The following is a 14,851-nucleotide window of genomic DNA, read 5'->3' as shown; positions in this document are numbered from 1 at the left end:
ACGTGGGCAGGGCAACTAGCCTTGCCCACGTGTCGGCTGCGCGAGATAACGTCCTGATCATTCATTGGCACGACCTGGGCCGACACCTCGCGAGTTACGGTGTCGCCGGGGTCAACAGCCCCAACCTGGACCGGCTGGCGGCAGAGGGCATCCGGTTCACCGACGCACACGCGACGGCGCCGCTGTGCTCACCTTCGCGCGGTTCTCTCTTCTCGGGCAGGTATCCGCACAACAACGGTCTGATCGGGTTGGCGCACCACGGCTGGGAGTACCACGCTGAGGTGCAGACGCTTCCGCAGATCCTCTCCGACAACGGTTGGTACACCTCGCTCTTCGGCATGCAGCACGAGACTGCGTACCCGAAGCGGCTTGGCTATCACGAGTACGACGTCACGAACTCGTTCTGCGACTACGTGGTTCCGCGCGCCCAGAACTGGCTACGACGCTTCCCGCCCGAGCCTTTCCTTCTCACCACGGGGTTCTTCGAAACGCATCGGCCGTACCCGGCCGATCGCTATACCCTGGCGGACACCGCAGCGCTGGAGGTGCCCGGATATCTTCCCGACGTGCCGCAGGTACGCGAGGACCTGGCCGAATTCCACGGCAGCGTAGAGGTAGCCGACGCCGCGGTGGGTGATCTGCTCGGGACGCTCGAGGAAGAGGGGCTCGACGAGAACACGTGGGTCTTCTTTCTCACCGATCACGGCGCCGCGTTCCCACGTGCCAAGTCGACGCTCTACGCCCCCGGCACCGGCATTGCGTTGATCGCTCGCCCTCCGGCTCGGTATCGCAGTGGCGGAAAGGAATACGAGACACTGTTCAGCGGTGTGGATCTTGTTCCGACCATTCTCGATCTCCTCGGTATCGACGTCCCCACCGAGGTGGAAGGGCGCTCGCACGCCGATGCCCTCGTCGATCGTGGAACCGAGCCGTCCGAACCTGTCCGAACCTCCTTGTTCACGGAGAAGACCTTTCACGACAGTTTCGATCCCATTCGCGCGGTGCGCACCAAGGACTACAGCTACATCGAGAACTACGCTGTCCGCCCCGCTCTGGATCTACCGCTCGACATAGAGGACAGTCTTTCCGGAAAGGCGCTCGGCACCGAGCATCTGGCGGTACGCGCACCCCGGGAGCTGTACGACCTTCGTGCCGACCCCGACGAGAGGATCAATCTGATCGATCGACCGGAAGTCTCGGCAATACAGGCGGAATTGTCCTCGCAGCTTCACACGTGGCGCGCCGAAACGGATGATCGTCTCCCGGACGAGGCATTGGGAAGCGCGATGGCGGTGCATCGCATGGCGGCCTACCTCGAGAAGATCGGTGTCCGACCCAACGTGCGGTCCGCCTACAGTGCGGACCGCGGTTACCTCGAGTCGGACACCGAAAACCCCTAGGGCCTGGCGGTTTCGCGCTCCTCCAACAATGCGATGACCCGCCCGACCAGTTCGTTGATGTCAGCGCCTGTCGTGTCGAAAGCCAGGTCCGGGTCCTCCGGAGTCTCGTACGGTGCGTCGATTCCGGTGAGCCCCTTCAGTTCACCGGCTCGCGCACGCGCGTACAGGCCCTTGGGATCTCGGCGTTCGCATTCTTCGACGGGAGTGGTGACGGCAACTTCGAGGAAAGTGAGCCCGGCAGCTTCGTTGAGAGCACGCGCAATTGCCCGATCCGAACGCAGCGGTGAGACCATCGACGCGATGGCCACGACGCCGGCGTCGGCGAACAGTCGAGTGAGATGTCCGACGCGCCGGATGTTCTCGGCCCGGTCTCCCGGCGAGAACCCGAGATCGTCGGAGATACCGTGGCGGACGTTGTCACCGTCCAGGAGATACGCGGTGCGTCCCGCGTCGACCAGCGCACGTTCGACAGCCACAGCGACGGTGGATTTTCCGGAGGCAGGTAGGCCGGTCAACCAGATCGTCGCGCCCTTCTGGGTCGTCGACGCCCACCGCCGCTGACGTTCGAGTGAAGACGGATGCCACTTGATGTCGTTGCGGGTCTGCTCACCGGGAACGACGACGCGTGGCTCGAGAATGGTGCCGGCGCCGACGGTGTCGTTACTCTGCTCGTCGATCAGAATGAAAGCGCCGGAGTCCCGATTGTGGTCGTAGGTGTCGGCGACCACCACGGAACTGGTTCGGAGCGTGACCGTTCCGATGTCGTTGAGCCCCAGTTCGACTGGGCTGTCCTGCTCATCGAGCGTCTCGGGGTCGAGTCGGGTGTGCAGTTCTTGAACGGTCGCGCGCACGGTCCGGGAAGTATGTTTGAGCGCTATCCGATCGCCGGCTCGCAATGGAGTGTTCGACAACCAGCAGATCGTGGCTTCGAGTTCTCGGGCCAGAACCGGCAAATGAGCCTGCGCACCGCCGCTGACCAGAACGTCGCCACGTCCGACGTCGATGTCATCGGCCAGTTCCACCGAAACCGACAGTGGTGCAACGGCAGTACTGCGGTTGTCGTCGAGGGTGTCCAGGCTGATCACGGTGCTCTTCGATCCGGACGGCAGGACCATTACCTCGTCTCCGACGCTCAGTGTGCCTGCCGAAATTCGGCCGGTGTACCGGCGCCGATTCTGCAGATCGGGACGCGAAACCCACTGCACGGGAAGCCGAAGTTCCTCGATGTGGGTCGCGGGCGCAAGGAGTTCGACGCCTTCGAGATATTCGAGAAGTGTCGGCCCGTTGTACCACGCGGTGTTCTCCGAGCGGGTCACGACATTGTCGCCGGCTTTCGCGGAGACGGGGATGGCAAGTACGTCGCCTCGCCCGAGCTGGCGTGCCAATACCCGCAATTCTTCCTGTACCTGCGCGAATCTCGCTTCGTCGAAGCCCACCAGATCGATCTTGTTCACCACGGCCACAAGGTTCGGAACACCAAGTAGCGCTGCGATTCTGGCGTGTCGACGCGTCTGACGCAGCACGCCGGTTCTCGCGTCGACCAGCAGGACCGCTACGTGGGCGTTGGACGCGCCGGTGAACATGTTGCGCGTGTAGCGCTCGTGTCCCGGGGTGTCGGCGAGTACGTAACTTCTGGTCGGAGTGGAGAAGAATCGGTACGCGACGTCGATCGTGATGCCCTGTTCACGCTCGGCGCGCAATCCGTCGGAGAGTGCAGCCAGGTCGGCGACACCGTGCTCGTCGGTCACGGAATCGAGGTGATCGGTAGGCAGACTGTCGGTGTCGTGCAACAGTCGGCCGATCAGCGTGCTCTTGCCGTCGTCGACGCTACCCGCCGTGGCCAGCCGCAGGAGTTGGCGAGTGATGGTGGTGGTCATCAGAAGTAGCCCTCACGCTTTCGGTCTTCCATCGCGGCGACCGAGGTTCGGTCGTCTGCGCGAGTCTCGCCTCGTTCGGAAACCGTCGCGGCCGAGATCTCGGTGACGACGTCGTCGATGGTGGTGGCGTGCGATCGAACGGCGCCGGTGATGGTCAGATCGCCGACGGTTCGATATCGCACCCACTCGGTCGTTGCCGCGGCGTTCTCGGCGTCGGTGCTGAATTCCGAAGCAGCGAGGAGCATTCCGTCGCGCTCGAATACCCGCCGTTCGTGCGCGAAATAGATGGGCGGCAACTCCAGTTCCTCCTGGGCTATGTAGCGCCAGATGTCGAGTTCTGTCCAGTTGCTCAGCGGGAAGACACGAACGGACTCTCCGCGTCTGATCCGACCGTTGTAGAGCGACCACGGTTCGGCCCGTTGCGCCCGAGGGTCCCACTGGCCGAACTCGTCACGGAAGCTCAGGACTCGTTCCTTGGCTCGCGCGCGTTCCTCGTCCCGGCGGGCGCCGCCGAATGCGGCGTCGAATCGCCCGCCTTCGAGAGCGTCGAGCAGAGTTCTGGTCTGCAGGCGGTTTCGCGATCCGCTGGTCTCGGTCGACTCCTGCACTCGACCCTGGTCGATCGAATCCTGAACGGAAGCAACCAGAAGTGTGTGCCCGCCCTCCTTGATTCGGCGGTCGCGAAATTCGATGACTTCCTCGAAATTGTGACCGGTGTCGACGTGTAGGACCGGGAAAGGGAGTGGGGAGGGTCGAAACGCCTTCTCGGCGAGTCGAAGCAGGACTATCGAGTCCTTGCCGGCCGAGAAGAGCAGTACCGGTCTTTCGAGTTCTGCCACCACCTCTCGAATGATGTGAACCGCTTCGGATTCGAGAACTCGGAGTTCGTCGACGACATCGGTGACGGTGCTCATGTGACGGGGTATCCGTTCTGTTCGGCGTCGATGCGATAACGCTGCACCCATTCGCGGGAGCGTCCGTCGCTCTGACGACGCAGCGGCGGTGGTGGGGCCAGTTGTCCGTCGAGACCGAGGGAAATGAGGGTTTTTGCGACCACGGACTGCGGGTCTTCGGTGAGATCGCGGAACCCGATCTCGATGGGGGAGATGTCCTCTTCCTCGAACCAGCGCTTCCACTGTCGTTCCTGCTCACCGAGAATCGTCACCAGGTGTGCGATTCCGAGCGCGTTGTACTGCGCACCGTCCGAGAGATTCGGTGGGGTCGCGTCGTCGCGCCAGACCTGCGTCTGCACGGCTCGCCACATCGATACAGCCTGAGCGACAACATCTTCTCGATAGACGTGGATGAACTGCAGGTCGTGATCGAGAGTGTCGTGGAGTGCGGAACGTAGATCTGTCCCACTGCGCCACGGCAATCCGGCTGCGCGATCGAGCAGGAGCGGTGTCTGATTCCACATCAGCTTGCCGCCCCAGACTCCGTTGGGTGTTCGGCCGAGTTCGAGAAGTTGTGTGCGCCACTGCTCGGAGGTGCGGGTGTCCGGCGTACCCGGGTGGAACGGGGCGAGCAGCCCCAGGACGGACTCGTCCGTGACGTCTTCGAACCACTGCCTCGGTTGCGGCGAACGCGAGGTCTCGGGGAGGTACTGGAAGAACTCTTCCGGCTCACCCGCGACCCCTGTTGCTCGCAGGGATTCGACCAGCAAAGTACTGCCACTGCGCTGCGAAGCGCAGACGAGAAACGAGCGTTGGGCCTCCGTCATGCGAGCAACGCTAAGGGTGGCCGGAAACCGCCGCAAGCTGGGAAAATAAACTCACGTAGAGGTTAAATCTCGACGTGAAACGTTAAATGTGCGGGTCACGAAATCTTGTGCTGAGGCACGTCTTACGCAGTTGTCGCAAGGGCCGCGGCGAGCCCGAATGCGATGGCCATGAAGACAACTTCACCGATGGCGCGGCGCAGGGATCCGTCCGAACTCATGCGGTGTGCAGCACTTGCGACCACCCATGTCCGGCGCCACCACCATCCCAGTGCGACGAGCATTGCGATCGCCACGATCTTGGCGAGGATCACCCGGCCGTAAGCGGTGTCGTAGAAGGCGGAGAGCGAGTCGAGTCGCACCACGGCGTTGACGATACCGGTGACGACCAACGCGAGGACACATCGCCAGGCGAGGGCGGAGTACCTGGGCAACCAGATCGCCCAGGCACCGCGCGACGGTACGGCAAGCGCGAGTGCGGCGAGCACGCCGAACCACAAGGCCGCAGCGAGGACGTGAACGGCGTCGAGGATCGATCCGAAGCTCTGCTGCGCCATGTGCCCGGTGATCGGGCGGGCAGCGAGCGCCAACGCGGAGACGACCAATGCCGGTGCGACGGGCACCGTCTCGGGATTGGTGAACCCGTAGATGCCGTAACAGACCACGGCAAACGCGCACGCGATGATCGCGACACCGACGCGGCCGACGTTGACCTCGGAGACGAATGCGCCGAAGTGCCCGATGGTCAGCGAGGTGACCGGGGCGCCGTCTGCGGCTGCGGCATTGAGCACGAGGAGCGTGATCTCGGCGACGAGCCAAACCGCTGCCGCCGCGGTGAGCTGAGTCCACATGACGGCGGGGGTTGTTGCCGGGCGGCGTTCACTGCGGCCCATCCAGGCAAGCGTCGCGATGCCGAGCGTCAACGAGCCGCATCCGATCGCGAGAACGCGGACAGTGCTCGACGATTCGGGTCCCGACGGGCTCGCGAGGCCCCAGGCGATGAGGACTCCCAGCAGAGCTGTGGGTACGGCAAACAGCAACCACCACCTGTTTGCCGTACCCGTCACGCGATCAGCTCGACTTCGGCTTACGCAGCACGAAGAACAGCGCGCCGCCGAACACGACGACGCCGGCGACGATGAAGATCCACACCGGCATGCTGCCGGACTCCGACTCACCCGTACTCGACGCGGCGGCAGCGCCGGGAGTGCCCGACCCCGCCTCGGTGAGGGTGAAGGTCAGAGTTCCGTTGACGGGGTGGCCGTCGGCGGAAGTGACTCGGTACGCGATGGTGTAGACGCCGGTCGGCCCGAGATCGCCGAGGTCTGCACTGACAGTGGGTCCTTCGACGGACGGATCGCTCTTGGTCCAGAGGTTGCCGTCCGGGCCGGTGACCGTCAGCGCCGCGAACTGCGCCTGCAGAGCCTCGTTGAACGTGACCGAAACCTTGTCAGGCGCAACCTGAATGGACGCGCCGTTTTCCGGGTTGGAGCCGACAACCGCGGAGTGCGCACTGGCCGTGCCCATTCCGAGCATCGTGGCCAGCATCGCGAGCATGCCGACGGCGATGACCTTGATCCGGGTACTCATCAGCGCTTGCTCCTGACCAGTGCGCCGAGGCCGAGTGCAGCGCCCAAGGCGCCGAGCACCAGGCCGACGCCGCCGAGCCAGCGCGCGGTGTTGTCTGACGAAGAAGATTCGGAAGCATCGGACGTCTCGGCAGTGTTATCGGCAGAGGGGGCTCCGTGGGCGTCGCCGGTGGATGCGGCGAGAGTCAGCGTCGGCGCGGGCTTGTCCGGCTCGCTGCCGTCGGCAAGTTCTTCCTGATCCCAGTTGACGACGTTGCCGTCGCTGTACGTCTGGACGGCCTTGAACTCGACCTCTTCCTGCTCCGGCAGCGGGCCGGCGGAAAGGACGAACTGCTGGAACTGGCCGGGGGCGATTCCGACGCCGGGGTCGGCCGTCCACGTCACGGACTTCGCGACCAGCGAGGTGGGGTCCTTCTCGACGACGGCGGTCCAACCGGGCATCGGTTCGGTGCGTGCCGACTTGAGGTCGGGGAGGGCCACCGTCAGCTTGGTGGTCGAAGCGGTGTCGGATTCGGTGGGCACGCGGAACGTGAGAACGGAGTACCCGCCCTGCGTAGCTCCTGGTGCGACGACGCTGACGTGTGCTGAAGCAATTCCGGCGGCCAGCAGCACAGCGCTGCCGGTAGCGACGGTCGTGACAACCGCACGCGAAATCAGGGTGTTCTTCATGTCGGGAAGTGTCCTCTTGGTCTGGTGAAGGGGTGGGGAGTTCTACGAATCTTCAGACCAGGGCAGGAGGACCGCGCCGCGAGATGCTGGCGCGAAGAAGGGCGTCGACGGGTCCGTGATGGATTCCGGTCGAGACGGTGTGGCCGCGGGAAGTGACGGCGGCGGGAGCCAGGGACGCCAGGACGACGTGGAGAGCGTGGGTGACAACGCGGTAGAGGCGCTCGGCGGCCAGGACCGCCACCGCACAGGCGACGGTGGCACCGGCGTGAGCACCGAGCATCAGCAATCCCGGAGCGGGCGAATGAGCGTGCTCGGAGAGCGTCATGGTGGTGTGGGCGGCAAGCTGACCCAGGCCAAGAGCCACGATCAGGGCAGCGGGCCCCCGGGAGAGGGCGGGAAGGGTGGCTGTCACGGCGCCGACGGTTGCGCAGACGGCGAGCAACAGGGTCAGCGACGACGACTGTGGCAGCTCGCCTCCGCCGATTCCATGCGCGGCGACAGCGAGAGCAGCCGAAGCGGAACCGACAGATATCCCCCGGAGGGTCGCGGTCTGCTCGGCTGCTCTCACTGGCGTTCTCAGGTCTAGCGCACGCCGAGACGTGCGAGCAGATCTGCTTCGACGCCGTCGAGTTCGGAAGAAATTGCCTGGTGAGCTGCCTTACGGCGAGCCTGAGGCATCTGCTCGGCAGCGCGAACTGCCGTGCTGAGATCGCCGAGGCGCTCACGGATGGCGGCGGCAAAACGCTGCGTCTCCGCATCGTCGGGCTTGCGGCTGAGGATCTCGGTGACCGAGCTCTCGGCGCCGGCGATACGAGCGCTCAACTTCGCGCCGTGACCGGTGTAGTCACCGAGCTGGTCGACGGCGATGCCCATCTTCTGCGCGCGCGTGGTGTCGAGCTGGGCGCGCACAGCCGTGGCAGCGCGGTAGGCGATCGGCAGGAGAACGGGGGCAAGCAGACGTGCCACACCCAGGTACTTACGCACCTTGGCGACAGTCAGGCCCTGATTCGCAGCGGCTTTCTCCTGCGCCTTCAGGGTCGCGATCTGCGCCTTTTCGATCTTGTGCTGTGACTCGATCTCGGCTTTCTCCAGCTTCTTGAGCGACTTGGTCTCGACCTTGTCGCGCTTACGCTGGCTCTTGGCGTTGAGCTTCGCCTCGACCTCAGCCTTGTGCTTGAGAGCCTTTGCCTCCGCCTTGCGGGTGGCACGAGACTTTCGCTTCTTGAACAACCCCATCGAAAAGGACCCCGTTTCCAGGTGTTTGTGTGTTGCCAGGTACCTGCGCTTCGGCTTCAGCCTAGGGGAGCACATAATCTTCGTCATCGTGTGTTCCGTTAACAACCCCGCGCCCCAGCTCCCGATCATCGATTCGGGGGCGTTGACCCGATGCCGTCATCGGGTGCGTCTGGACGGGTTGTTTCCCGGGAAATCGGCTTCGGAACCCGTCGACACCGGCGTCAAGCAGCGCCAGGATGCCGCGATCGCGAAGCGCGCGGAGATCGCCGAACTCGTGATCGGCGCTGCTCCCGAGCGTTGGGTGAAGATCAACCCCGATCAATCGGCGTCGGCTCAGGCTCGTGACACTCTTGCTGCCTGTGAGGCCGGCGCGGACCGGATCTGGGGCGCGGTCTTGCCCGTCGAGCGCGACACCGGACGCAAGGGCCGCTGCGAAATGCTCATCCGTGACGACGAGGGCGGCGGGTACATCCCCGTCATTGTCGTCAATCACAAGGTGACCGATCCCGGCCAGGGCGCGATCACCTCGGGGCTCTTCGAATGGGAGCCCGCGGTCGATCCCAAGCGCAAGGTCCGCAGTCAGGTCCGCGATCAGATGCGCGTCGCGCAGGTCTATCGGATGCTCGAGCGTCGTGGGCTGGCGAGCCCGTCGCTCACGGCAGGCGCGATCGGATACAACGGAGACTGCGTCCTCGTCCACGACCTCAGTGCGATTCTCGACGATTACGACGAGCGTTTCGCCGACCGTATCGCTGTTGCCCGCGGTGAGGTGCTGACGTCCCCTTCACAGGTGAGCGAGTGCAAGTCGTGCCCGTGGTGGACCGAATGCAAGCAGGAGTTGGTTCGCAACCGCGATGTCAGCCTGGTGGCTGTCGGATCGCGCGCGGAGCTTCTGCGCGACGTCGGCTGCAACACGATAGATCAGCTGGCCGCCTGGGACGGTGAGCCGCTCGAGGATTGGCCGCACGGAAATTTCGACGACGCAGTCGTGATCGCCAAGGCGTGGTTGGCAGATGCTCCGTTGGTGCGGCGGTTCGAGAAGATCTCGGTGACTCGGGCGGACATCGAGATCGACGTCGACATGGAGAGCTATCAGGAGCACGGCGCCTACCTGTGGGGAACGCTGCTCAATGTCGGTGGCTTCTCGATGTATCGAGGATTTGCGACGTGGGATCCGCTGCCGACGCGTGACGAGGCGCGGTCGTTCGCGGAGTTCTGGGGCTGGCTGATGGCGGAGCGTGCCGCAGCCGCTGCTTCGGGTAAAACCTTTGCCGCATACTGCTATTCGCGTTCGGCCGAGGACAAGTGGTTGTTGGACTCGGCGCGCAGGTTTGCCGGTGAGCCCGGGATTCCGAGCAAGGACGAGATCCGCGAGTTCATCGACAGTCCGCAGTGGGTCGACATCTATCAAGCGGTGAGTGATCAGTTCATCTGCCCGAACGGCAAGGGACTCAAGAAGATTGCCCCCGTCGCCGGGTTCAACTGGCGTGACGCCGAAGCCGGTGGTGAAGCGTCGATGGCGTGGTACCGCGAGGCGGTCGGCTACGACGGTGAGCCCGACGAGACGCAGCGGACACGCATCCTGCAATACAACGAGGACGACGTCATTGCCACCAAGGTTCTACGTGAGTGGATGACGGACCGCGCGGAGAAGGAAATTCCGCTGGCTTCCGAGTTGTAGCGCTGATCCGTTCTGTCGCTATTGTCTGAAACATCCTATTTAACAGTGTGTTTCAATTCGTAGTTTCTCGTCATCGTGTGCCCCGAACCCGCATCCGCGCTACCTTCATCTGGTCGGCTCCACGATGGAGGGTGTTGCATGCTGAGCAGGCTGACTTCGAGTGCGAGCGACGCCGAACTGTCTGACGTCGAGCGGCGCGACCTCTTCGCACGCCAGATACTGCAGGTGACGACGGTCGCGCCACTGGCCAACATGGTCAATGTACTCAGCGTATGCGCTTTGCTTGCGTACGTCATACCCCCCGGTCACAACGAGTTTCGGGTGATCTGGGGTTCTGCGGCCTTCTTGGTTGTCCTCAATTCGGTGCGCGTCTGGATACCGCGAGTCGTCCTGAAGGGCCGGTACACGCCCAAACATACGACGAGGTACGACTACTGGGCGCTCATGCTCGAGGTGATCCTGCTTGGGCTTCTGCTTGTCGTTCTCGCCGCAGCGATGCTGCCCGTGACGGACAACTCGCGAAAGCTTGTGCTTATAGCGACATTCGCCGGAGTCATGGGCGCCGGCGCCGTGGCATTGTCGACGGTTCGGTCGATAGCGGTAGCGTGGATTCTGGTGCACAGCATCGGATTGCTCGTCGTTATCCTGCCTAAGAGAACCACGGAATACACTGTCCTCTCGTTCCAGTTGGTCGTTTTCTCGGTGACATTGATTATCGGCGTCGTGTACCTCTGGGCGTCGTTCCGAAGTCGTTGTCTTGCCGAGTTCGAGGCTGCTGCCGAGCGCCAGACGGTCAGTTTGCTTCTCGACGATTTCGAGGGTGGGTCGCGCGACTGGCTGTGGGAAGTCGACACCACCGGGACGTTGTCGCACACCTCCGCTCGGCTGTCGCAGATCTCGGGAGTCTCCGTCTCCGACCTGCGAACCCTGTCGCTGCGCGGATTGTTGGATCGGCTCGACGTCGGTTCGACGAAGAGTGGTCGAGCCGCGGCCCACGTCATCGGAGATCACCTCGACCGCCTCATGCCGTTTCGAGAGGTCGTCATTCCCGTTCGTGTCGGCGGCGTCGACCGATGGTGGTCTCTGTCGGGTCATCCCAGGCTTTCCGAGGCCATGGAGTTCGTTGGTTGGCGAGGCGTGGGCTCGGACGTCACCGAGAAGTACAACTACGAGCGGCGAATTCTTTGGCTTGCTGCAACCGACGGACTGACCGGGCTCCCGAATCGCCGGACGTTCGGCACGGAGCTGTCCGACGCGCTCGGCGCTGTCCGGACCGGCGAGCAGGTTCTTGTCGGCATCCTCGACCTGGACAATTTCAAGTCGGTGAACGACACGTTAGGGCACCCCGTCGGCGACAAACTGTTGATTTCCGTTGCTGCACGGCTCAATCGGGTGGTCGACGGCGCCATGTGCGCCCGAATCGGTGGCGACGAATTCGGCGTCGTCTTGCGGGGAACAGGGGACGGCGGCGAGGTGTTTGCTCGCTATCTGGGTGCATTGCGTGAGCCGTTTTTCGTGCGGGGGAATCGCATCGAGGTTCGTGCATCGATCGGGTATGCCAGCGCGCCGGCAGATTCCGAAGACGCGGACACGCTTGTCATGTCCGCCGACCTGGCGCTGTATGCGGCAAAATCTGCCGGCAAGAACCGGGTCGGAAAATACTCACCGGCGCTGCGCGCGCGGGCCAGGGAACGAGCATCGGCCCTGCAAGAGCTTGGGCTTGCGATCGAGTCTCGGCAGTTCGAGCTGTACTACCAACCGCAGGTTCGTGCGGACACCGGCCGCGTCGAGGGATTCGAGGCACTGCTTCGCTGGAACCACCCGGTGCGGGGAGTGCTTGCGCCGCGCATCTTCATCGATGTCGCGGAAGAGACGGGTTTGATTGTCCCGCTGGGGCTTCAGGTTTTACACATGGCCTGCGCCGAAGCGACGACCTGGCCCGATGATACCTACGTGACGGTAAACGTCTCTCCGGTGCAACTGATGTCGTCCGGCTTCGGATCAGCAGTCAACGATGCGCTGGAGGCATCCGGTCTGTCCAGCAAACGGCTTCAGCTGGAAATCACAGAGACGGGAGCGGTAGAGGAGCTTGCCGTCGCCGAGCTGGATCGCCTGCGTGCCACCGGAATTGCGATTGCCCTGGACGACTTCGGAACTGGCTATTCGTCTTTCGAGAGTTTGAAGAACCTGCCGTTGGACATTCTCAAGATCGACCGGTCGTTCATCACCGAACTGAGTGAGGGTGATTCGGCAGTTGTCACTTCGGTGGTCGAGGTGGCGAAGGCGCTCGGTATGCAGTCATTGGCGGAAGGCGTGGAGACGGCCGACCAATTGAGTCTCTTGCGTACCGCCGGTTGCGAATTGGTTCAGGGTTACTACGTCAGCCGACCGATGCCGGCGACGGAAGTGGCCGAGTACCTCAGCGCAACTGCCCAATCCAGCGGTGGGTATTTTCATTCGTTCTGACAACTGTGCGCCTTTATTAACCGCGGGCGGTTAATAAAGGCGCACAGCAGGGAAGTTAGCGCGGCGCCATGCGGAGAGCGCCGTCCATGCGGATGGTCTCGCCGTTGAGGTAGTCGTGCTCGACGATCATCTGCGCGAGTTGCGCGTACTCGGACGGCTGGCCCAGGCGGGACGGGAACGGAACGCCGGCCTCGAGGCCCTTGCGGTACTCGTCGGTGACGCCTGCGAGCATCGGGGTGTCGATGATGCCGGGGGCGATCGTGTTGACGCGGATGCCGAACTGCGCGAGGTCACGGGCAGCCGGAACAGTCATGCCGTGCACTCCGCCCTTGGAAGCGGAGTACGCGATCTGGCCGATCTGTCCTTCGAAGGCAGCAACGGAAGCGGTGTTGATGACGACGCCACGCTGGCCGGACTCGTCGACGGCCTCGGTCTTGGAGATGGCGTCGGCCGCGAGGCGCATGACGTTGAAGGTGCCGAGCAGGTTGACGGTGATGACCGTGCGGAACAGCTCGAGGTCGTGCGGACCCTTCTTGGACAGGATGCGTCCGGCCCAGCCGACACCGGCACAGTTGACCACGATACGCAGCGGGGAGCCCGACTCGACGATCTGGTTGATCGCTGCCTCGACCTCTTCGCCGCTGGTCACGTCGGTGGGGATGAGAGTGACGCCGGCGGGGACGTTGTCGCCTGCGCGCTCGATCGACGCGGGCAGATCCAGGCCGAAGACGGTAGCACCGGCGTCGGCGAGGCGCTTGGCTGTTGCGGCGCCGAGGCCTGATGCCGCTCCGGTGACCAGTGCTGCGGTTCCCTTGATTTCCACTTCGTGTGCTCCTCGAGTTAGCGATCGGTAAGGCGGTGGTGCGTGTCGAGAACCATAACGCGAGGGTGTATGTGAGGGCGAACGCGCGAGACCCGCGTAGGGCTGGGTACCTTGGACGCGAGGTCTGAGAGCAAAGCACCGGACGAGAGGGGACCTGCGTGAGCAAGGCGCCTGTGCGTCCCGCCGCTTCTGTCGAGAATTTCGAGCGGTTGCAGCGCGACCCGCTCTTCGAAGATCTTGCCGAGCTGATTGCCGAGGTTCTCTCCTACGCGTTCGACGCTCCGGCCGCCGTCGAGATCGAACAGTGGACGATCAGTTGCCTGCCGTCGACAAATCGATCGGCGGAGCGCCATCGCTTGTTCACACTCAACATCGGTCCGATGGAGATTCTGAGCGTCGAGTGCCATCTGGTCGGCGGTAAGCCGATCGAGCACGTCATGTCCGTGTACGTATCCAGTTCGGCACTGGAATCGCGAACCGGCTGCAGCATCGAAGAACTCGATGCCAAGCACGATCTGGTCGCCATCAGACGCACCGAGTTGGCGTCCGCCGACGGCGACGGGACCGTGATCGACTGCAGTCTCGAGGACTCGGATGCGTTGGAACAGTTTGCTCAACTGCCCGTCGACATGACGACGGTTCGTCCGCTCGCGGAGCATCTTGTTGCCAAGGGCAAGGGCCCATTTCGGCAGTATCACAACTCCGGATTCGCCAAATATGTACTGGAAAGGTCGCTCGACCATGGTTGATCAGTTGCCCATCCGCCTCCCGCGTGTGCTGCGAGACGGGGACGATGCCGGCGCGGTCGACGTGCTGCAGGAATACTTCACGAGGCCGCTCCGAAAGACGGGCTATCTCCGTACCGGTGCGCTGTGGGATTCCTGGGATCCCAGTGGCAACCGCGATCGTGATGCGAACATCTTTACCGCGGAAGATCTTGTTGCGGTGACGCTTCTGTCGGTTCAGGTTCCGGCGCAAGGGGCCTTCTTCCTACTCGGGGAGAACAATGCCGAACTGAACCGACTCCTGGCTGACGTGGGCCCCGATCGCGATCTGTCGAACGAACCCGATCCCTTCACTCCGGAATCTCCGGTGTGGCGGTTGGAGACGGCGCTTCGAGAGATTCACGGCGTCGGGCGAACCATGGCGTCCAAACTGATCGCACGCAAGCGTCCGCGGCTCTACCCGATTTACGACGACGTCATCGGGCGGGAGTTGGGAACGAAGGCTGCCCATCTGGAACCGGTACGAGAGGCCTTGCACGACGGAGAATTACACGTGAGATTGCTCGACTTGCGAGTTCGGGCCGGACTGGACGATGCCGTTCCGGCGATCCGGGTGCTGGATGTGCTCGCCTGGATGCAGGGTAAGGGATACAAACCGGCACTCTAGC

14 protein-coding genes are annotated in these 14,851 nt (G+C 63.4%); 5 read left to right on the top strand and 9 right to left on the bottom strand.

Annotation, left to right across the window (positions count from 1 at the left end):
• Positions 1-29 precede the first annotated feature (29 nt).
• On the top strand, positions 30-1,400 hold the full coding sequence (locus tag CPI83_RS28265; protein ID WP_097388067.1) for a sulfatase: 1,371 nt from the start codon (positions 30-32) through the stop codon (positions 1,398-1,400).
• Here CPI83_RS28265 and cysC read toward each other — a convergent pair.
• The 8 genes from cysC to CPI83_RS28225 all read right to left on the bottom strand — a co-directional run bounded on the left by cysC (position 1,397) and on the right by CPI83_RS28225 (position 8,488).
• Positions 1,397-3,277, bottom strand: a complete 1,881-nt coding sequence (cysC, locus tag CPI83_RS28260; RefSeq protein WP_097388066.1) for an adenylyl-sulfate kinase — start codon at positions 3,275-3,277, stop codon at positions 1,397-1,399. The genes CPI83_RS28265 and cysC overlap by 4 nt on opposite strands.
• Positions 3,277-4,191 (bottom strand): sulfate adenylyltransferase subunit CysD, encoded by a 915-nt coding sequence (gene cysD, locus CPI83_RS28255; protein ID WP_019746328.1) that lies wholly within the window; start codon positions 4,189-4,191, stop codon positions 3,277-3,279. The genes cysC and cysD overlap by 1 nt, the downstream gene beginning before the upstream one ends.
• Entirely contained in the window at positions 4,188-4,997 is an 810-nt protein-coding gene (locus tag CPI83_RS28250) for a Stf0 family sulfotransferase (protein WP_019746329.1), read from the bottom strand. The genes cysD and CPI83_RS28250 overlap by 4 nt, the downstream gene beginning before the upstream one ends.
• Before the next feature lie 122 nt (positions 4,998-5,119).
• Positions 5,120-6,061 carry a CopD family protein gene (locus CPI83_RS28245; RefSeq protein WP_069146704.1) on the bottom strand — a complete coding sequence of 314 codons (942 nt, stop codon included), beginning with the start codon at positions 6,059-6,061 and terminating at the stop codon, positions 5,120-5,122.
• A gap of 4 nt (positions 6,062-6,065) precedes the next feature.
• The gene (locus CPI83_RS28240) at positions 6,066-6,584 is read right to left on the bottom strand and encodes a copper resistance CopC family protein (RefSeq protein WP_020905707.1); all 519 of its coding nucleotides are present in this window, start codon (positions 6,582-6,584) and stop codon (positions 6,066-6,068) included.
• Positions 6,584-7,252, bottom strand: a complete 669-nt coding sequence (locus CPI83_RS28235; protein ID WP_069146702.1) for a YcnI family protein — start codon at positions 7,250-7,252, stop codon at positions 6,584-6,586. Before CPI83_RS28235 ends, CPI83_RS28240 begins: the two co-directional genes overlap by 1 nt.
• A 52-nt stretch (positions 7,253-7,304) precedes the next feature.
• Positions 7,305-7,820 carry a hypothetical protein gene (locus CPI83_RS28230; protein WP_092765645.1) on the bottom strand — a complete coding sequence of 172 codons (516 nt, stop codon included), beginning with the start codon at positions 7,818-7,820 and terminating at the stop codon, positions 7,305-7,307.
• Positions 7,821-7,834: 14 nt separating this feature from the next.
• A complete protein-coding gene (locus tag CPI83_RS28225) occupies positions 7,835-8,488 on the bottom strand; it encodes a DUF6474 family protein (RefSeq protein WP_003944178.1) in 654 nt (217 codons plus the stop codon).
• Positions 8,489-8,612: 124 nt separating this feature from the next.
• Here CPI83_RS28225 and CPI83_RS28220 point away from each other — a divergent pair, with 124 nt between their 5' ends.
• Entirely contained in the window at positions 8,613-10,169 is a 1,557-nt protein-coding gene (locus tag CPI83_RS28220) for a TM0106 family RecB-like putative nuclease (RefSeq protein WP_029537352.1), read from the top strand.
• Positions 10,170-10,307: 138 nt separating this feature from the next.
• Entirely contained in the window at positions 10,308-12,635 is a 2,328-nt protein-coding gene (locus CPI83_RS28215) for a bifunctional diguanylate cyclase/phosphodiesterase (RefSeq protein WP_097388065.1), read from the top strand.
• Positions 12,636-12,690: 55 nt separating this feature from the next.
• On the opposite strand, the gene CPI83_RS28210 is transcribed toward CPI83_RS28215, so the two are convergent.
• Entirely contained in the window at positions 12,691-13,458 is a 768-nt protein-coding gene (locus CPI83_RS28210) for an SDR family NAD(P)-dependent oxidoreductase (RefSeq protein WP_019746337.1), read from the bottom strand.
• A 158-nt stretch (positions 13,459-13,616) separates the two neighbouring features.
• Here CPI83_RS28210 and CPI83_RS28205 point away from each other — a divergent pair, with 158 nt between their 5' ends.
• Together CPI83_RS28205 and CPI83_RS28200 are read left to right on the top strand one after the other, a co-directional pair.
• Positions 13,617-14,207 (top strand): hypothetical protein, encoded by a 591-nt coding sequence (locus tag CPI83_RS28205; protein WP_029254163.1) that lies wholly within the window; start codon positions 13,617-13,619, stop codon positions 14,205-14,207.
• The gene (locus tag CPI83_RS28200; RefSeq protein ID WP_069146698.1) at positions 14,200-14,850 is read left to right on the top strand and encodes a DUF6308 family protein; all 651 of its coding nucleotides are present in this window, start codon (positions 14,200-14,202) and stop codon (positions 14,848-14,850) included. The genes CPI83_RS28205 and CPI83_RS28200 overlap by 8 nt, the downstream gene beginning before the upstream one ends.
• The last annotated feature ends 1 nt before the right edge of the window (position 14,851 follow it).

It is taken from the genome of Rhodococcus sp. H-CA8f, from assembly GCF_002501585.1.
GTDB lineage: Bacteria > Actinomycetota > Actinomycetes > Mycobacteriales > Mycobacteriaceae > Rhodococcus_F > Rhodococcus_F erythropolis.
Note: the sequence above shows the minus strand (reverse complement) of the source record. Positions and strands in the feature narration are given on the sequence as shown.